This window comes from Enterobacter cloacae complex sp. P1B (assembly GCF_014982345.1).
GTDB lineage: Bacteria > Pseudomonadota > Gammaproteobacteria > Enterobacterales > Enterobacteriaceae > Enterobacter > Enterobacter bugandensis.
Genome location: NZ_JADCLF010000014.1, coordinates 126,085 through 145,326, shown reverse-complemented (window position 1 = coordinate 145,326; position 19,242 = coordinate 126,085). Strand labels below are relative to the sequence as shown.

Annotated in this window: 15 protein-coding genes; 14 read left to right on the top strand and 1 reads right to left on the bottom strand. The window is 58.9% G+C overall.

Annotated elements, in window-relative coordinates:
- Window positions 1-14: 14 nt before the first annotated feature.
- From INF77_RS17840 to INF77_RS17775, 14 genes are all read left to right on the top strand, one after another.
- Window positions 15-776 carry a molecular chaperone gene (locus INF77_RS17840; RefSeq protein ID WP_045260435.1) on the top strand — a complete coding sequence of 254 codons (762 nt, stop codon included), beginning with the start codon at window positions 15-17 and terminating at the stop codon, window positions 774-776.
- Window positions 752-3,136, top strand: a complete 2,385-nt coding sequence (locus INF77_RS17835; protein ID WP_045260326.1) for a fimbria/pilus outer membrane usher protein — start codon at window positions 752-754, stop codon at window positions 3,134-3,136. The genes INF77_RS17840 and INF77_RS17835 overlap by 25 nt, the downstream gene beginning before the upstream one ends.
- Window positions 3,133-4,095 carry a spore coat U domain-containing protein gene (locus tag INF77_RS17830; protein ID WP_045260325.1) on the top strand — a complete coding sequence of 321 codons (963 nt, stop codon included), beginning with the start codon at window positions 3,133-3,135 and terminating at the stop codon, window positions 4,093-4,095. Before INF77_RS17835 ends, INF77_RS17830 begins: the two co-directional genes overlap by 4 nt.
- Before the next feature lie 84 nt (window positions 4,096-4,179).
- Window positions 4,180-5,847: a methyl-accepting chemotaxis protein II gene (tar, locus tag INF77_RS17825; RefSeq protein WP_193532512.1), complete on the top strand. Its 1,668-nt coding sequence runs from the start codon at window positions 4,180-4,182 to the stop codon at window positions 5,845-5,847.
- Window positions 5,848-5,891: 44 nt separating this feature from the next.
- Window positions 5,892-7,493 carry a methyl-accepting chemotaxis protein IV gene (tap, locus tag INF77_RS17820; RefSeq protein ID WP_193532511.1) on the top strand — a complete coding sequence of 534 codons (1,602 nt, stop codon included), beginning with the start codon at window positions 5,892-5,894 and terminating at the stop codon, window positions 7,491-7,493.
- Window positions 7,494-7,512: 19 nt separating this feature from the next.
- Window positions 7,513-8,379, top strand: coding sequence for a protein-glutamate O-methyltransferase CheR (gene cheR / locus INF77_RS17815; protein WP_014884342.1), 867 nt, complete (start codon window positions 7,513-7,515; stop codon window positions 8,377-8,379).
- Entirely contained in the window at window positions 8,376-9,425 is a 1,050-nt protein-coding gene (locus INF77_RS17810) for a chemotaxis response regulator protein-glutamate methylesterase (RefSeq protein ID WP_014884341.1), read from the top strand. The genes cheR and INF77_RS17810 overlap by 4 nt, the downstream gene beginning before the upstream one ends.
- Before the next feature lie 17 nt (window positions 9,426-9,442).
- Window positions 9,443-9,832 (top strand): chemotaxis response regulator CheY, encoded by a 390-nt coding sequence (gene cheY, locus INF77_RS17805; protein WP_008500431.1) that lies wholly within the window; start codon window positions 9,443-9,445, stop codon window positions 9,830-9,832.
- Window positions 9,833-9,842: 10 nt separating this feature from the next.
- Window positions 9,843-10,487, top strand: a complete 645-nt coding sequence (gene cheZ / locus INF77_RS17800; protein ID WP_028013643.1) for a protein phosphatase CheZ — start codon at window positions 9,843-9,845, stop codon at window positions 10,485-10,487.
- 148 nt (window positions 10,488-10,635) lie between these two features.
- Complete coding sequence (gene flhB, locus INF77_RS17795) at window positions 10,636-11,784, top strand: flagellar biosynthesis protein FlhB (protein WP_193532510.1); 1,149 nt, start codon at window positions 10,636-10,638, stop codon at window positions 11,782-11,784.
- Window positions 11,777-13,855 carry a flagellar biosynthesis protein FlhA gene (flhA, locus tag INF77_RS17790; protein ID WP_193532509.1) on the top strand — a complete coding sequence of 693 codons (2,079 nt, stop codon included), beginning with the start codon at window positions 11,777-11,779 and terminating at the stop codon, window positions 13,853-13,855. Before flhB ends, flhA begins: the two co-directional genes overlap by 8 nt.
- The gene (locus tag INF77_RS17785) at window positions 13,852-14,244 is read left to right on the top strand and encodes a flagellar protein FlhE (RefSeq protein ID WP_028013640.1); all 393 of its coding nucleotides are present in this window, start codon (window positions 13,852-13,854) and stop codon (window positions 14,242-14,244) included. Before flhA ends, INF77_RS17785 begins: the two co-directional genes overlap by 4 nt.
- 263 nt (window positions 14,245-14,507) lie before the next feature.
- Window positions 14,508-16,091 carry an MFS transporter gene (locus tag INF77_RS17780; protein WP_063437713.1) on the top strand — a complete coding sequence of 528 codons (1,584 nt, stop codon included), beginning with the start codon at window positions 14,508-14,510 and terminating at the stop codon, window positions 16,089-16,091.
- A 4-nt stretch (window positions 16,092-16,095) separates the two neighbouring features.
- Entirely contained in the window at window positions 16,096-17,235 is a 1,140-nt protein-coding gene (locus tag INF77_RS17775; protein ID WP_041911995.1) for a glycoside hydrolase family 105 protein, read from the top strand.
- A gap of 34 nt (window positions 17,236-17,269) precedes the next feature.
- On the opposite strand, the gene argS is transcribed toward INF77_RS17775, so the two are convergent.
- The gene (argS, locus tag INF77_RS17770; protein ID WP_028013635.1) at window positions 17,270-19,003 is read right to left on the bottom strand and encodes an arginine--tRNA ligase; all 1,734 of its coding nucleotides are present in this window, start codon (window positions 19,001-19,003) and stop codon (window positions 17,270-17,272) included.
- Between the last annotated feature and the right edge of the window lie 239 nt (window positions 19,004-19,242).

The window sequence follows — 19,242 nt, the reverse complement described above, 5'->3', positions numbered from 1 at the left end:
AGGGAGAACATTCGATGAAGCCACTATTCAGGCATTGGTACCTGGTGAGTATGTTGGGCGTGACCGCCATGGCGGCAGGACAGGCGCAGGCGGCGGCGACCATTCTGTTATGGCCCATCGATCCGTGGCTGTCGGCCGACAGCAAAGCGACTGAATTGTGGATCCAGAATCAGGGAAACAGTGCCACAACGATGCAGGTGCGCATTGTGCGCTGGAAGCAGGAGGGGGGCTTTGAGCGCTATACCGCCCAGCAGGACGTGGTCGCCAGCCCGCCCATCGTCACCATCGGCAAAGGCAGTAAACAGCTGATCCGCCTGATCAAACAGGGTACGGTTCCGATGGGCGTTGAACAAGCCTATCGCATTATCGTGGATGAAATTCCCCAGCCGGACGCGAAGGCCGACCCCGCCATCGGCCTTAAACTGCAGATGCGCTATTCCATACCGCTGTTCGTTTACGGACAGGGGATCCCGACAATAAAAGAGGGGGCGCATCATGCCCTCGTGGATACCCGTAACCTGAGCTGGCGCGTCACGCAGGTGGCGGGCCAGCCTGCCATTGAAGTGCGCAATCAGGGCGATGTTCACGTCAGGCTCAGCCAGGTGGCGCTGGAGCAGGGGGGACAAAAGCGCATGATTGCGGATGGCCTGCTGGGCTATGTGCTGCCGGGCAGCACCCGCAGCTGGCCGATTCCGGCCGGGATCCGCCAGCCCAGCCAGATCAGCGCGCAGATTAATGCCAGGGATGCACAATGGCAGTCGACGCCCGTCAACTGAAGCCCGCAATGATGATCCTGCTTTGCGTGAGTACCAGTACCTGGGCCGAACCGGGTGATGACAGCTTACCGCCGCCGCCGCAAGCGCAGGCGATAAACGGGGAGGCGGTTTTCCAGCTCGCCCTGGTACTGAACCACTACGACACCGGGCTGGTGGTTCCCGTGACGCAACGCGACGGCGCTTACTATATCTCCAGCGCCGATTTGCTGCGCGCCGGGCTTCCGCCTGAACATGTGCCCAACGGCGACGTCAATCTCAGCACGCTTCCGGCGGTGCGGGTGGAGTACGACAGTCCCGCCCAGCGTCTGCTGCTGACCGTGCCCCGTGAGTGGATAACCTCCCGCGTCACCCCGTTTGGCGGCCAGCCGACGCAGAGTAAGCCTCACTATGGCAGAGGCGCGCTGCTCAATTACGATTTTTATACCAACCATACCGAGCACGTCGGCGGGCAGGCCTCGCTCTGGCATGAATTCCGCTACTTCAATGAAAACGGTTCATTCTCCTCCACCGGCTACGCCCGCGAAAATTTCACCGGCAACGACGGTCAGCAGGAGGGCTATGTCCGCTATGACACCACCCTGCTGGTGACCAACGAGGAGGACGCCACCACCTGGACCGCCGGGGATGTCATCAGCGATGCCCTGAGCTGGAGCAGCAGCGTCCGCATGGGCGGGATCAGCTATGGGCGTGATTTCTCCCTGCGTCCGGACCTGGTGACCTGGCCGCTGCCGGAATTTTCAGGTGAAGCGGCGGTGCCGACCTCGGTCGACCTCTTCATCAACGGCTACCGCTCCGGGTCCACGCAGCTGCAGCCCGGACCGTTCACCCTGACGAACCTGCCCTACATTAACGGCGCCGGGGATGCGGTGCTGGTCACCACCGATGCGCTGGGGCGCCAGGTGAGTACCACGCTGCCGTTTTACGTCACCAGCGATCTGCTGAAAGAAGGGCTGAGCGACGGGGCCGTTACCCTGGGGAGCCTGCGGCGCAACTACGGCATTAAGAATTTTGACTACGGCCCGGCGGCGGGGAGCGGATCGTATCGCTACGGCCTGACGGACTGGCTGACGCTGGAGGGGCACGCCGAAGGCGCGGAGGAACTGGCGCTCGCTGGTGCGGGGACGGTGGTCAAGCTGGGGCGTTTTGGCGTGGTGAATACCTCGTACAGCCAGAGCCGGATGCGCGGAGATGACGGCGGGCAAATCAACTGGGGCTACCAGTACAGCACCAGCGAGTTCAGCCTCGCCACCCAGCATACCCGCCGCGATCGCGGCTTTGGTAACCTGGCCCTGTATGACCAGCCGACGGTGTACGACGAAAATGACCGCCCCATCGCCAGCTTTAGCCGCAATACCGATCAATATTCCCTGACCTTCAACCTGGGGGAATACGGCAACATCGGGGCGGCCTGGATCGGCGTGGAGAGCTTTGACAGCCAGAAAACCGAGCTGCTTAACCTCTCCTGGAGCCGAAATCTGTGGGGCTCCAGCAGCATTTACCTCGCCGCCAGCCGGGACCAGCAGCGGGGCGACTGGACGGTCGCGATGTCATTCCAGGTGCCGCTGGGCGAACGCGACAGCGCGGCGCTCACCGTGGAAAATACCCCGGATGCAGGCAGCACGCAGCGCATCAACTACAACCACTCGATGCCCTCCGACGGCGGCTTCAGCTGGAATATGGCGTGGGCGAACCAGTCGCGATCGAATAACTACCAGCAGGGAACGGTGGGCTGGCGCAATAACAATATCGAGCTGCAGGGGGGCGGGTACGGCGAGAAGGGCATGATGACCTGGTGGAGCGAAGCGATGGGCTCCCTGGTGCTGATGGACGGCGAACTGTTTGCGGCAAACAAAATCAACGATGCGTTTGTGGTCATCAGCACCGATGGCCAGCCGGATGTCCCCGTCAGCTATGAAAACCAGCCGGTTGGTAAAACCAACCGCAACGGGTATCTGCTGGTGAGCGGCGTCTCGGCCTATTACCCGGCAAGCTACAGTATTAATACCCTGAACCTGCCTGCCGACACCCGGCTGAAAGAGACCGAGCGGCGGGTGGCGATCCGCCGCCACAGCGGTTATCTGGTGGATTTCCCGATGGAACAGGAGCGGGTAGCGAGCGTCATCCTGCACGACGCGCAGGGGGAGGCCATTCCGGTGGGAAGCCAGGTTCGACGCGCCTCGCGCAGCAATGCGGTGGTGGGATATGACGGGATTGCCTGGCTGGAAAACCTCAGCGACGTCAATCTGCTCGACGTCACGACGCCGACAGGCAAACGCTGCAGGGCAACGCTGACCATCGGCGCGAACCCGGACCACAGGCTGCAAACCTACGGCCCGCTGGTCTGCCGGGAGGGGCCATGAAGCGCTGGGTGATGTTGCTCCTGCTGCTGCTCTCCGGCGGCAGCTGGGCGGCCTGTACCGTCAGCACGGTCAATGCGTCGTTCGGCAGCGTCACGTCGTTTGCGCTGAGCGGCTCCGGGGAGGTGGAGACCACCGGCACGCTGGTGGTGGCGTGTGATGCGATACTCAACCTGCTGACGAACGACTCGGTGACGCTGAACTACACCGCAGCAACGATATCGGCCAACAGTCGTGCGACCCTGAAACGCACCGATAATGCCGCCATCACGGACGTGATCCCCACCCGGCTGTGTGGACTTTCGGGTTGCGCGAGCAGCAGTGAGGTACAGATAAGTAAATCGTATACCTGGAGCGGAAATACCTTGCTGGGATTGCTCGGGTCAAAGCAGTACAACATTCCGCTCTATTTCCGCACCGTCGCCGGACAAAACGTCTCTGCCGGGCCGTATCAGGTGCAGTTAACCTTCAGCGTTAACTACAGCGTCTGTTCCGTGGGGGCGCTCGGTATTTGCACCATCAATCAAACGGGAACCGCGACGACCAGTATTCTGCTTAACCTGACCGTCACCAACGACTGCAGCGCCATGACCACGCCGGACGTCAACTTTAGCAGTGCGCCGCTGGTGCAAAATTTCCCCACGGTCTCGCAGGCGATTGCCGTCACCTGTACCAAAGGCAGTACCTATACCATCGGGATTAACAATGGTGCCAACGCGCTGAATAACGTGCGCCGGATGGTGAGCGGCAGTAACTACCTGAGTTATGACATCTATAAAGAAGCCACGACTAACCGCTGGGGCAGCAGCGGCAGCGAACGCTGGACCAGCGCGACCTCCTCGCTGGTCAGCGCCGACGGCCTGCTGCGTACCTATAACTACACCGCCAAAGTCCTGACGAATCAGGCCACGCCACCCGCCGGTACCTACACCGATACGCTGATTGTTGACGTCGCGTTTTAACCCCGCGCTTTTCCCTTTCGCAAATGTAAAGTTCCTGTGGCCTGTGCCGATAACACCGTTAATAAATCTATGAGAAGGTGTTGTATGTTGAACCGTATCCGCGTTGTCACAATGCTAATGATGGTGCTGGTCATTTTCGCACTACTTCAGCTTATCTCCGGCGGGCTTTTTTTCTCGTCGTTAAAACAGAACCAGGACAGCTTCGCCGCCTCGAACGATCTCCGCCTGCAGCAGAGTGAGCTCACGTCGACGTGGGATCTGATGCTGCAAACGCGCATCAACCTGAGCCGCTCGTCCGCGCGCATGATGATGGATCCGAACAATCAGCAGAGCAGCGCGAAAACCGATCTGCTAAAAAATGCCCGGGCTACGCTGGCCGACGCGGCTAAACACTACGCCGCCTTCAGGCAAATCGCACCGCAGCCTGCTATGGCGCAGGTGAGCCAGAACATTGATGAAAAATACAGCGCCTACTATGCCGGGCTGACGGAGCTGATCCAGTTCCTGGAGAGCGGCAACATGGATGCCTACTTCGCACAGCCGACGCAGGGGATGCAAAACGCACTCGGCGCGGCGCTGGGGGAATACGAGAAGGCCAGCGGCGATCTGTATCACTCGGCCTTTACTGAAAGCCAGAATGACTACCGCTTTGCGAAATGGCAGATGGCGGTATTGGCCCTGGCGCTGGTCATTGTGCTGTTCGCTGTGTGGTACGGCATTCGCCACATCCTGCTGAACCCTCTCGGCCGCGTGATTGCCCATATTCGCGAGATTGCCTCTGGCGATCTGACCAAAACGCTGACCGTTTCCGGACGTAACGAGATCACCGAGCTGGCCAACAGCGTCGACCACATGCAGCGTTCATTGATCGAGACCGTCGCCAACGTGCGTAACGGATCCGAGGCGATCTATACCGGCACCAGCGAAATCGCGATGGGGAATAACGATCTCTCATCTCGTACCGAGCAGCAGGCGTCGGCGCTGGAAGAGACGGCCGCCAGCATGGAGCAGCTCACCGCAACCGTGAAGCAGAACGCCGATAACGCCCGCCAGGCGTCTCAGCTGGCGGAAAGCGCCTCCGAAACCGCGCAGCGCGGCGGTCGCGTGGTGGATGGCGTGGTGAAAACCATGCACGAAATCGCCGACAGCTCGAAGAAAATCGCCGACATCATCAGCGTCATCGACGGCATTGCCTTCCAGACCAACATCCTCGCGCTCAACGCCGCCGTGGAAGCGGCGCGCGCGGGCGAGCAGGGGCGCGGGTTTGCGGTGGTGGCCGGGGAAGTGCGCAACCTTGCCAGCCGCAGCGCCAACGCGGCAAAAGAGATTAAATCCCTGATTGAAGACTCCGTCTCCCGCGTGGATACCGGCTCCGTGCTGGTGGAGAGTGCCGGGGAGACCATGAATGACATCGTGAATGCCGTTACCCGCGTGACGGACATCATGGGGGAAATCGCCTCTGCGTCCGATGAGCAGAGTCGTGGTATCGACCAGGTTGCCCTGGCGGTATCGGAAATGGACCGCGTGACACAGCAAAACGCCGCCCTGGTGCAGGAGTCCGCTGCGGCGGCCGCTGCGCTGGAAGACCAGGCGAGCCGTCTGAAGATGGCCGTCTCGGCGTTTCGTCTCGCTTCACTCGCTGGAAATACGGTCACTGCGCAAGCTACGTACCGCGCGCCAGCCGCCGACACGGCGGTCACCCGCACGCGTGCTGCAACGACCGGACAAGATGAAAACTGGGAAACATTTTGACTGACAATTAAACCGCGGCTGCTTGCCGCTTGATGGGAGCGTGGATGTTAAATCGTATTCGTATCTCGACCACACTGTTTTTGATTCTGATCCTTTGCGGTGTGTTGCAGGTTGGCAGTAACGGGTTGTCTTTTTGGGCGTTTCGCGATGGCTATCAGAATTTGCAGGACGTTGAGGCGAGTAATCAGCAGCGCTCCGCACTGGCACAAACGCGTGCCGTGCTGTTGCAGGCAAGCACTGCGCTGAACAAGGCAGGAACCTTAACCGCGCTCAGCTATCCGCCGGATGACATTAAGGCGCTGATGGCAACGGCGCGCGACAGCCTGAAGCAGGCAGACGCACAGTTTAAGGCCTTCACGGCGCAGGCGGCCGACGGCGAGAAAGAGAAAGCGCTGAAGGCGGCTATGAAAAAGAACTTTGAGCAGTGGTACAGCGATCTGGACCACCAGGCGACCTGGCTTGAGAACAACCAGCTTTCGGACTTCATCACCGCTCCGGTCCAGGCGTCTCAGGCGGCGTTTGACGGCAGCTTTGACGCATGGCAGCAGGATATCAATCAGTCTGTTCTGCGCGCCGGTGAAGCAAGCCGCACCAGCTATCACATGTCCGGCGTTATCTTTGCCGTCGTTGTGATTCTGGCGGGGCTGCTGACCGGCGGGGCGCTGCTCTGGGCGCGCAGAATGATTGTGCAGCCGCTGGCGATTATCAGCAGCCACTTCGACAGTATTGCGAAGGGGGATCTGGCGCGTCCGGTGGCGGTGTTTGGCAAAAACGAAATTTCGGCGATCTTTGCCAGCCTGAAGGCCATGCAGGGGTCGCTACGGGAAACGGTATCCGACGTGCGTCAGGGCAGTTACGCCATGCATACGGGGATCTCAGAGATTGCGGCGGGGAATAACGATCTCTCGTCCCGCACCGAGCAGCAGGCGGCGTCGCTGGCGCAGACGGCGGCCAGTATGGAACAGCTGACCGCGACGGTAAGCCAGAACGCCGATAACGCGCGCCAGGCGTCTGACCTGTCAAAACAGGCGGCGCTGACGGCGAAGAGAGGGGGCGATCAGGCCTCTCACGTGGCCAGCACCATGCAGGAGATTGCCGCCAGCTCGCAGAAGATCGGCGACATCATCAGCGTGATTGACGGTATTGCGTTTCAGACCAACATCCTGGCGCTGAACGCCGCCGTGGAAGCGGCGCGCGCCGGCGAGCAGGGACGTGGGTTTGCGGTGGTGGCAGGTGAAGTGCGAAACCTGGCGAGCCGCAGCGCCAACGCGGCGAAAGAGATTAAGTCCCTCATTGAAGAGTCGGTCTCTCGCGTCCAGCAGGGGTCTGCCCTGGTGGATACGGCGGCGCATACCATGCACGAGATCGTCACCTCCGTGACGCGGGTTAACGACATCATGGGCGAAATTGCCTCGGCGTCGGACGAACAGCGTCGCGGGATAGAGCAGGTGGCTCAGGCCGTCAGCCAGATGGATCAGGTGACGCAACAGAATGCCTCGTTAGTTGAGGAAGCGGCAGCGGCAACCGATCAGCTGGCCAGCCAGGCGGATCGTCTCACCGGGCTGGTCGCGGTATTTAATGTGAAAGAGCACGTTGAAGCAGTAACAGAAGTCGGGCGGTCGCAGGCCGTGCCAGTTGTATCCTGAATGTAATTAAGAAGGCGCTATGACATCACCAATGCCCCCTGGGCAAACGTCATTATTGTTGCAGATGACACAGCGCCTCGCGCTGTCCGACGCGCATTTTCGTCGGATATGTCAGTTAATCTACCAGCGTGCGGGGATCGTGCTTGCGGATCATAAGCGGGACATGGTCTACAACCGACTGGTGCGGCGCTTGCGTACGCTGGGGCTGGATGATTTTGGCCGCTATCTGAGCATGCTCGAAGCGAACCAGAACAGCGCGGAGTGGCAGGCTTTTATTAACTCACTCACGACCAACCTGACGGCCTTTTTCCGTGAAGCCCACCACTTTCCGGTTCTGGCCGAGCACGCGCGCCGTCGCACCGGGGAGTATCGCGTATGGAGTGCGGCCGCCTCAACGGGCGAAGAGCCGTACTCGCTGGCGATCACCCTTGCCGATACGCTGGGCATGGCGCCGGGACGCTGGAAGGTCTACGCCAGCGATATCGATACCGAAGTGCTGGAGAAAGCGCGCAACGGCGTGTATCGCCAGGACGAGCTGAAAACGCTGTCGCCGCAGCAGCTGCAGCGTTACTTCATGCGCGGCACGGGCCCGCATGAAGGCCTGGTTCGCGTACGCCAGGAGCTGGCGAACTGCGTCGAATTCGCGCCCGTTAACCTGCTCGATAAGCAGTACAACGTGCCGGGGCCTTTCGACGCCATTTTTTGCCGTAACGTCATGATCTATTTTGATAAAACGACGCAACAGGACATTCTGCGTCGGTTTGTTCCGTTGCTCAAGCCTGACGGTTTACTGTTTGCCGGGCATTCGGAAAACTTCAGCAACCTCGCGCGTGAGTTTAGCCTGCGTGGGCAAACGGTATATGCGCTGAGTAAGGAAAAAGCATGAGTAAAATCAGGGTATTGTCTGTCGATGATTCAGCGCTGATGCGTCAGATCATGACTGAAATCATCAATAGCCACAGCGATATGGAGATGGTGGCCACTGCACCGGATCCGCTGGTAGCGCGGGATTTAATTAAAAAATATAACCCCGACGTGCTAACGCTGGATGTCGAGATGCCGCGCATGGATGGCATAGATTTCCTTGAGAAATTGATGCGCCTGCGTCCCATGCCGGTGGTGATGGTCTCCTCCCTGACCGGGAAAGGATCGGAAATTACTCTGCGCGCGCTGGAGCTTGGGGCGGTGGATTTTGTCACCAAACCGCAGCTCGGCATTCGCGAGGGGATGCTGGCGTACAGCGAGATGATCGCCGAGAAAATTCGCACCGCCTCGCGCGCGAAGCTCGCGGCCCACAAGCCGATGGCCGCGCCGGCAACCCTGAAGGCCGGACCGTTACTCAGCTCGGAAAAACTGCTGGTTATTGGGGCGTCAACCGGAGGAACAGAGGCAATTCGCCATGTACTCCAGCCATTGCCGCTTTCAAGTCCGGGTATTCTGATCACGCAGCATATGCCGCCTGGCTTTACCCGCTCCTTCGCCGAACGCCTGAACAAGCTGTGCCAGATCAGCGTGAAAGAGGCAGAAGACGGCGAGCGCGTGCTGCCGGGACATGCGTATATCGCACCGGGGGACAAGCATATGGAGCTGGCGCGCAGCGGCGCTAACTATCAAATCAAAATTCATGACGGACCGCCGGTTAACCGGCACCGTCCGTCGGTGGATGTGCTGTTTCATTCGGTGGCGAAACATGCGGGGCGCAACGCCGTTGGGGTGATCCTGACGGGGATGGGCAACGACGGTGCCGCCGGAATGCTTGCAATGCACCAGGCTGGCGCCTGGACGATTGCGCAGAATGAAGCAAGTTGTGTGGTGTTCGGCATGCCGCGCGAGGCCATCAATATGGGTGGCGTGAGCGAAGTGGTCGATCTTAGCCAGGTAAGCCAGCAGATGCTGGCGAAAATCAGTGCCGGACAGGCAATACGTATTTGACTCAGGAGTATTATTTTATGGCGGATAAAGAGCTTAAGTTTTTGGTTGTGGATGACTTTTCCACCATGCGTCGCATTGTGCGCAACCTGCTGAAAGAGCTGGGCTTCAACAACGTTGAAGAAGCAGAAGACGGCGTGGATGCGCTGAACAAACTGCAGGCTGGCGGGTTTGGTTTTGTCATCTCCGACTGGAACATGCCGAACATGGACGGTCTGGAGCTACTGAAAACCATTCGTGCGGACGCGGGCATGGCGTCTATGCCGGTGCTGATGGTCACTGCAGAAGCGAAAAAAGAGAACATCATTGCCGCTGCACAGGCGGGCGCAAGCGGCTACGTGGTGAAGCCATTCACCGCAGCGACCCTGGAAGAGAAGCTCGGTAAGATCTTCGAGAAACTCGGCATGTGAGGTGTTGGTGATGATGCAACCTGCAATGAAACCCGTTGAAGAACACTCGCCGAGCGACATCATCGTCCGCATCGGCAGCCTGACGCGCATGCTGCGTGACAGCCTGCGTGAACTGGGGCTGGATCAGGCCATTGCCGAAGCGGCGGAAGCGATCCCGGACGCCCGCGACCGTCTGGACTACGTTGTGCAGATGACCGCTCAGGCAGCTGAACGCGCGCTGAACAGCGTTGAAGCCTCACAGCCGCATCAGGATGCGATGGAAAAGGGCGCGAAAGCCCTGACCCAACGCTGGGATGAGTGGTTTGAGAACCCCATCGAGCTGGCGGATGCCCGCGAGCTGGTGACCGACACCCGTCAGTTCCTGGGGGATGTACCGGGCCACACCAGCTTCACCAACGCCCAGCTGCTGGACATCATGATGGCGCAGGATTTCCAGGATCTGACCGGTCAGGTCATCAAGCGCATGATGGATGTGATTCAGGAGATTGAGCGCCAGCTGCTGATGGTGCTGCTGGAGAACATCCCGGAACCGGCTGCCCGTCCAAAACGCGAGAACGAAAGCCTGCTCAATGGCCCACAGCTCGACGCCAGCAAGGCGGGCGTCGTGGCAAGCCAGGATCAGGTGGACGACCTGCTGGACAGCCTCGGCTTCTGATTGTCCATTCCGCCTCAGGGGGGTTACGCCGCCTGAGGCGGTTTACGACAAAATCACCGAAAAGAGCCCGAATAAACGGGCTTTTCCCGCCATTGGATTTCCGCTGCGCTGGCATGATACCCGTGACGTAATGGGCTGAGCATGCACTGTGGCAGAAGAGAACGACGACAAAACGGAAGCCCCCACACCCCACCGACTAGAAAAGGCGCGTGAGGAAGGGCAGATCCCCCGATCCCGAGAATTAACCTCCCTGCTGATCCTTATCGTAGGCGTGTGCATTATCTGGTGGGGTGGGGAGTCGCTCGCCCGCAAGCTGGCGGGGATGCTCTCCACCGGCTTACGTTTTGACCACAGCATGGTCAACGACCCGAATCTGATCCTCAGCCAGATTATTCAGCTGATAAAAGGGGCCCTGGTTGCGCTACTGCCCCTGATTACCGGCGTGGTGCTGGTGGCGCTGGTCTCCCCGGTGATGCTGGGCGGGCTGGTCTTTAGCGGAAAATCGCTGCAACCCAAATTTTCAAAACTGAACCCGCTGCCGGGCATTGCGAAAATGTTCTCGGCGCAGACCGGGGCCGAGCTGCTCAAGGCTATTCTCAAATCGGTGCTGATGGGCAGTTCTGCAGGGTTTTTCCTCTGGTACCACTGGCCCGAAATGATGCGCCTTATCAGCGAGTCGCCCCTCACCGCGATGAGCAATGCGCTGAACCTGGTTGGGCTTTGCGCGCTGCTGGTGGTGCTCAGCATTATTCCGATGGTGGGTTTTGACGTTATCTTCCAGCTCTATTCTCACTTCAAGAAACTGCGAATGTCACGTCAGGACATCCGCGACGAATATAAGCAGATGGAAGGTGACCCGCACGTGAAGGGGCGCATCCGGCAGATGCAGCGTGCCGCTGCCCGTCGCCGCATGATGGAAGATGTGCCGAAGGCGGACGTCATCGTTACCAACCCGACGCACTATTCCGTGGCGCTGCGCTATGACGAAAACAAAATGAGCGCGCCGAAAGTGGTGGCAAAAGGGGCGGGGCTGATTGCATTGCGTATCAGGGAAATTGGTACCGAAAACCGCGTGCCGATCCTGGAAGCGCCTCCGCTGGCGCGAGCCCTTTACCGCCACGCGGATATCGGACAACAGATCCCTGGTCAGCTCTACGCCGCGGTGGCGGAAGTGCTGGCCTGGGTATGGCAGTTGAAGCGCTGGCGTCTGGCCGGCGGTCAACGGCCTGTCAAACCTGAGAACCTTCCGGTGCCTGCCGCGCTGGATTTTATGAACGAGAAGGACACTGATGGCTAATCTGGTGGCAATGTTGCGCCTGCCCGGCAACCTGAAATCGACCCAATGGCAGATCCTCGCCGGGCCGATCCTTATCCTGTTAATTCTGTCGATGATGGTACTGCCGCTCCCGGCGTTCATCCTCGATCTGCTTTTCACCTTCAATATTGCGCTGTCCATTATGGTGCTGCTGGTGGCGATGTTCACCCAGCGCACGCTGGAGTTCGCCGCGTTCCCGACCATTCTGCTGTTTACCACCTTGCTGCGGCTGGCGCTGAACGTGGCCTCCACGCGTATCATCCTGATGGAGGGCCACACCGGCGCAGCAGCGGCGGGTAAGGTGGTCGAGGCCTTCGGCCACTTCCTGGTGGGCGGGAACTTCGCTATCGGTATCGTGGTGTTCGTTATCCTCGTGATCATCAACTTTATGGTTATCACCAAGGGTGCCGGGCGTATCGCGGAAGTGGGCGCGCGTTTTGTGCTGGACGGGATGCCGGGCAAGCAGATGGCGATCGACGCAGATCTGAACGCCGGGCTTATCGCCGAAGATGAAGCGAAAAAGCGCCGCGCGGAAGTGACCCAGGAAGCGGACTTCTACGGCTCCATGGACGGTGCAAGTAAGTTTGTGCGCGGGGATGCCATCGCGGGCATCCTGATCATGGTGATTAACGTGGTCGGCGGCCTGCTGGTGGGGGTACTGCAGCACGGGATGGACATGGGCCACGCGGCGGAAAGCTATACGCTGCTGACCATTGGTGACGGTCTGGTCGCACAGATCCCGGCGCTGGTTATCTCCACTGCGGCAGGCGTTATCGTGACCCGCGTCAGTACCGATCAGGATGTTGGCGAGCAGATGGTGGGCCAGCTCTTCAGTAACCCGCGCGTGATGCTGCTGGCGGCTGCAGTGCTCGGGCTGCTCGGCCTGGTGCCGGGGATGCCAAACCTCGTGTTCCTGCTGTTTACGGCGGGGCTGCTGGGGCTGGCCTGGTGGATGCGTGGTCGTGAGACCAGGCCCGCTGTGGATCCGGTTCCGGTGAAAATGCCGGAGAACACCCAGGCCGTAGAAGCGACCTGGAACGACGTTCAACTGGAAGATTCCCTGGGAATGGAAGTGGGGTATCGCCTGATCCCGATGGTGGATTTCCAGCAGGATGGCGAGCTGCTCGGCCGCATCCGCAGCATCCGTAAAAAATTCGCCCAGGACATGGGCTTCCTGCCGCCGGTGGTGCATATCAAGGACAATATGGACCTGCCGCCTGCGCGCTATCGTATTCTGATGAAGGGTGTTGAAATTGGCAGCGGCGATGCTTACCCGGGACGCTGGCTGGCGATTAACCCTGGCACTGCAGCAGGCACGCTGCCGGGCGAGCAGACCGTCGATCCGGCCTTTGGCCTGGCGGCAATCTGGATTGAAAGCGCGCTGAAAGAGCAGGCGCAAATTCAGGGTTATACGGTTGTCGAAGCCAGTACCGTGGTGGCAACCCACCTTAATCACCTGATTGGGCAATTCTCGGCAGAGCTGTTTGGCCGTCAGGAAGCGCAGCAGCTTCTCGATCGCGTGACGCAAGAGATGCCGAAGCTGACGGAAGACCTGGTGCCGGGCGTGCTGACGTTAACTACGCTGCACAAGGTGCTGCAAAACCTGCTTGAGGAAAAAGTGCCGATCCGCGATATGCGTACCATTCTGGAAACCCTTGCCGAGCATGCGCCGCTGCAGAGCGATCCGCACGAGCTGACGGCGGTGGTGCGCGTGGCGCTGGGGCGTGCGATCACCCAGCAGTGGTTCCCGGGGACCGGCGAAGTCCAGGTGATTGGCCTCGATACGCCGCTTGAACGCCTGCTGCTGCAGGCCCTGCAGGGCGGCGGCGGCCTCGAGCCTGGCCTGGCGGATCGCCTGCTGGAGCAAACTCAGGAGGCGCTGGCGCGTCAGGAGATGCTGGGCGCGCCGCCGGTGCTGCTGGTCAACCACGCGCTGCGTCCGCTGCTGTCGCGCTTCCTGCGCCGCAGCCTGAATCAGCTTGTTGTGCTGTCGAATCTGGAGCTGTCGGATAACCGCCATATCCGCATGACGGCAACGATTGGAGGAAAATAATGAAATGGCTATGGATTTTGCTCTTCCCACTGGCGGCTCAGGCCGCCGGGGAAGGGACCTGGCAGGCAAGCAGCATGGGCGTGACCCTCAGCAACCGGGGTGTCGCCATGTCTTCTAATCCGCTGTCGCCCTCTGAAACGGTTTCTGGTCAGATGGGGATGGTGGTGTGGAACTACAGGCTGATTGGCCCAACGCCAGCCGGACTGCGGGTGCGCCTCTGCTCACAGACCCGCTGCACGGAAATCGACGGCGAAAATGGCACAACGCAGGCGTTCAACGGCGTGCCGGCCATTGAACCTTTACGTTTTATCTGGGAAGTGCCGGGCGGAGGACGTTTGATCCCGGCACTGAAGGTGCAGAGCAATTCTGTTATCGTCAACTACCGCTAGCTGCCTGCCTTTTTTACCAGCCATCAGTCAATTCTGATGGCTGTCTCGCAAAATTGACCTCACCTTTTGATGCAAAAGAAACGCTGTTTTATAAATTAGTGACACGCGTGACGCGACTCTTTGCATTTTTGCCATTTACCCTGCCCGTGATGGCAGAAACAGAAAGGTATCAGGACGTCGTTGCATTTACTGTAGCCGTGTAAAAACTCCCCGATGAGCCTTACTTGCAGGGAGTCTCCCAAATTTGCTTAGGGTTGACGGCAATGAAAACACGTAAAATTGGACTCGCAAATTATCTTGCTTACGGGGCAGGCGATTTTCTCGGGGCCGGTACGACCGCCCTGACGGCGGCCTGGCTTTTGTATTTTTATACTACCTTCTGTGGACTCACACCGATTGAAGCAACCTTCATCTTTGCCGCTGCGAGGGTGCTGGATGCTGTTGTCAGCCCGTTAATGGGCTTTTTGACGGATAACTTCGGTACGACCTGGGCTGGAAAGCGCTTTGGTCGCCGTAAGTTCTTTATCCTGCTGGGCATTCCGTGCGTGTTCAGCTACTCGTTGATGTGGGTAGGGGACATGAATTTCTGGTACTACCTGCTGACCTATCTGGTGTTTGATATTGTCTACACCATGATTCTGGTGCCTTACGAGACGCTGGTGCCGGAAATGACCGACGACTTCAAACAGAAAACCAAGTTCTCCGGGGCGCGTATTTCTATGGCGCAGATGTCAGCGATTCTGGCCTCCTTCCTGCCGGGGATCCTGCTCACCCACTTCGGTAAAGACAACGCCATCTCATTCTTTTACGCAAGCCTGGTTTTCTCCGTGCTGTGCGCCCTGATGCTGACCTTTGTCTGGTTCTTTACCTGGGAGCGCCCGCGTGAGGAGTGGTCTGAAGCGGCGCTGCGTGCCGAAGAAGAGAAGAAGAAACTGACGCTGGGGCAAAGCATCAATCGTCTGTTTGTCGAATTAAGCTCTACGCTGCGCATCAAGATTTTCCGCCAGCATCTTGGCATGTACCTCGGCGGCTACATCGCACAGGACGTATTTAACGCAGTCTTCACCTACTACGTGGTGTTTGTGCTGATGCAGGAAGCGTCAATGGCGTCCAACCTGCTGGGCACGATGGCTATCTTCCAGTTCCTCGCCGTGATCGGGATGATCCCGCTGTGTATTCGCTTCGGACCTGCGCCGTCCTACCGCATGGTGGTGGTGCTGTTTGGCCTGGCGTCTCTCTCTTACGCCATGCTCTATTACGCCGGTCTGAGCGACGTCTACGCTCTGCTGTTGCTGATCTCTGCGGTGGCTGGGCTGGGTCGCGGCGGTATTAACTACGTGCCATGGAATACCTATACCTACATTGCTGACGTGGATGAAGCGATCACCGGCCAGCGCCGGGAAGGGATTTTCGCCGGCATCATGACCCTGACCCGTAAAGCGTCACAGGCCGGTGCGGTGATGCTGGTGGGCATCGTGATGCAAATGTCCGGCTTTGTCAGCGGTCAGAAGGTACAGCCTGCGGAAGTGAGCCACACCATTCTGCTGATCCTGAGCGTGGGCACCATCCTGGTGCTGTTCTGCGGTTTCCTCGTTTCCCTGCGCTTCAGGCTTAATTTGCAGACCCACAGCACGCTGCGTGAGGAGACCGCGAAAATGCGTGAGTGTGGTCATGCGATGCCGGAGTCAGCGACGCCACACGCCCGCGCCACCGTCGAGATGCTGGCCGGTATGCCTTATGAGTCACTGTGGGGCAATAACAACATCGGTTATCTGAATCGCAATAAGCCAGCGGCATCTTCGCTGAAGGATCGCGCGGTACTCAATTCGACATACAACAGAGGTTAAGATGATGAAAGTTTGGCCTGTCAAACATAGCCCGCTATTGCGTCAGCCAGAGCGCTTTATCGCCCGGGACGAGCTGAAATCGCTGATTCAAAAAGTGACGCACAACCTGGTCAATATCCACGACAAAACGGGTGAATTTTTGCTGCGGCTGGACGACGGGCGCGTGATCGACACCAAAGGCTGGGCCGGATGGGAGTGGACGCACGGCGTCGGCCTGTATGGCATCTGGCAGTACTACTGCCAGACCGGTGACGAAGGGATGCGCAACATTATCGACAGCTGGTTTGCCGACCGCTTTGCGGAAGGCGCCACCACCAAAAACGTCAATACGATGTCGCCGTTTCTGACGCTGGCCTATCGCTACGAAGAGAGCAAAAACCCGGCCTGGCTGCCGTGGCTGGAAAGCTGGGCGGAGTGGGCGATGAATGAGATGCCACGCACCGAACATGGGGGCATGCAGCACATCACGCTGGCGGAAGAGAATCATCAACAGATGTGGGACGACACGCTGATGATGACGGTGCTGCCGCTGGCGAAAATCGGCAGGCTGCTGAATAAGCCGGAGTACGTAGAGGAGGCGATCTATCAGTTCCTGCTCCACGTGCAGAACCTGATGGACCGGGAGACGGGGCTGTGGTTCCACGGCTGGAGCTACGACGGCAATCATAACTTTGCCCGGGCCCGCTGGGCGCGCGGCAACAGCTGGCTCACCATCGTGATCCCCGACTTCCTCGAACTGGTGGATCTGCCGGAAAACAACGCCGTGCGCCGTTACCTGGTGCAGGTGCTGAAGGCGCAGGTTGCCGCGCTGGCAAAATGTCAGGACGAAAGCGGGTTGTGGCATACGTTGCTGGACGATCCGAACTCGTACCTGGAGGCATCCGCCACGGCAGGGTTTGCCTACGGGATCCTGAAAGCGGTGCGGAAGCGCTATGTTGAGCCTGAATATGCTGACGTTGCTGAAAAAGCGATTCGCGGCATCGTGAAAAATATCTCGCCGGAAGGGGAGTTGCTGCAAACATCGTTCGGTACGGGCATGGGCAGCGATCTTGAGTTTTATCGCCAGATCCCGCTGACGTCGATGCCGTATGGCCAGGCGATGGCGATTCTCTGTCTGACAGAGTATTTGCGGAAATACTTCTGATAATAAAAAACCCGGCGTTTGCCGGGTTTCTTTTTTACATACGTTCTACGGTTTCGATACCCAGGGTATCCAGACCCAGCTTCAGGGTCTTCGCCGTCAGCTGAGCCAGCTTCAGGCGGCTGTTACGCACCGATTCATTTTCTGCAGACAGAATAGGGCAGTGCTCGTAGAAGCCGGAGAAAAGACCCGCCAGATCGTACAGGTAAGCACACATCACGTGCGGCGTGCCGTCACGCGCGACAACCGTCAGCGTCTCTTCGAACTGCAGCAGACGCGCCGCCAGCTGTGCTTCACGATCTTCCGTGATGGTCACTGTCGCATTCGCCAGCACGCTTTCATCAATGTTCGCCTTGCGGAACACGGAGAGCACGCGGGTATAGGCGTACTGCATGTACGGCGCTGTGTTGCCTTCAAACGCCAGCATGTTGTCCCAGTCGAAGATGTAGTCGGTGGTGCGGTTCTTGGAAAGATCCGCGTATTTCACCGCACCGATACCCACGGCGTTGGCCAGTTTTTCCAGTTCGTCAGCAGGCATGTCCGGGTTCTTCTCTGCCACCAGGCGACGGGCGCGCTCCAGCGCTTCGTCCAGCAGATCGGAAAGCTTCACGGTACCGCCCGCGCGGGTTTTGAACGGCTTGCCGTCTTTACCCAGCATCATGCCGAACATGTGGTGTTCCAGCGGCACGCAGTCCGGCACGTAACCGGCTTTACGCACGATAGTCCACGCCTGCATCAGGTGCTGGTGCTGACGGGAGTCGATGTAATACAGCACGCGGTCGGCGTGCAGGGTTTCGTAACGGTATTTCGCACACGCGATGTCCGTGGTGGTGTAGAGATAGCCGCCATCCTTTTTCTGGATAATCACGCCCATCGGTTCGCCTTCCTTGTTTTTGTACTCATCAAGGAACACTACCGTTGCGCCTTCGCTCTCCACCGCCAGGTTTTTGGCCTTCAGGTCCGCCACAATGCCTGGCAGCATCGGGTTGTACAGGCTTTCACCCATCACGTCGTCGCGAGTCAGGGTCACGTTCAGACGGTTATAGGTAAGCTGGTTCTGGGACATGGTGATGTCAACCAGCTTGCGCCACATCTCGAGGAAGTATTGATCCCCGCCCTGCAGCTTCACCACGTAGCTGCGTGCGCGCTCGGCAAAGGCTTCGTCTTCGTCATAGTGCTTTTTGGCTTCGCGGTAGAACCCTTCCAGGTCCGCCAGCGCCATTTCACCCGCGTTTTCCTGCTGCTGTTTTTCCAGGTAAGCAATCAGCATGCCGAACTGGGTGCCCCAGTCGCCCACGTGGTTCGCGCGGATCACCTTGTGACCGAGGAACTCAAGGGTGCGTACCGCGGCGTCACCGATGATGGTGGAGCGCAGGTGGCCTACGTGCATCTCCTTCGCCACGTTCGGGGCAGAGTAGTCGACCACCACTGTCTGCGCTTCCGGCTGGGAAACGCCCAGACGGTCAGACTTCAGCGCCGCGTCAACGTGGCTCGCCAGGAACGCAGGCTCAAGGAAAATATTGATAAAGCCCGGACCAGCAATTTCGGTTTTGCTGGCAATGCCGGAAAGATCCAGATGCGTCAGTACCTGCTCAGCGAGCTGTCGCGGCGGCATGCCCAGTTTTTTAGCCACTGCCATCACGCCATTAGCCTGATAGTCGCCAAACTGTACTTTTGCTGACTGACGAACCTGCGGTTCGCAATCCGCAGGTGCGCCTGCGGCAATCAGTGCCTGACTGACTTTTTCGGAGAGAAGAGCCTGAATATTCACCTGGATACCTTACGTTTTTGATGCGGGCTTACAACCGCCCGCGCCAGTTAAAGAATTTAGGGCGGGAGTATACTGCAAATGCCTTCTGGCGTCAGCATTGCGGGGCCCGAAGATTGCTCAGAATCCAGGCTAAGAAAGCGTGCATAACCATGCAGTCATAAAAAGCCGGATTCTGCGGTTGGTCAAAACGGGGCAACGGAGTAAATTAGCGGCTTTGCGACACGAAAAGAGACTGACTT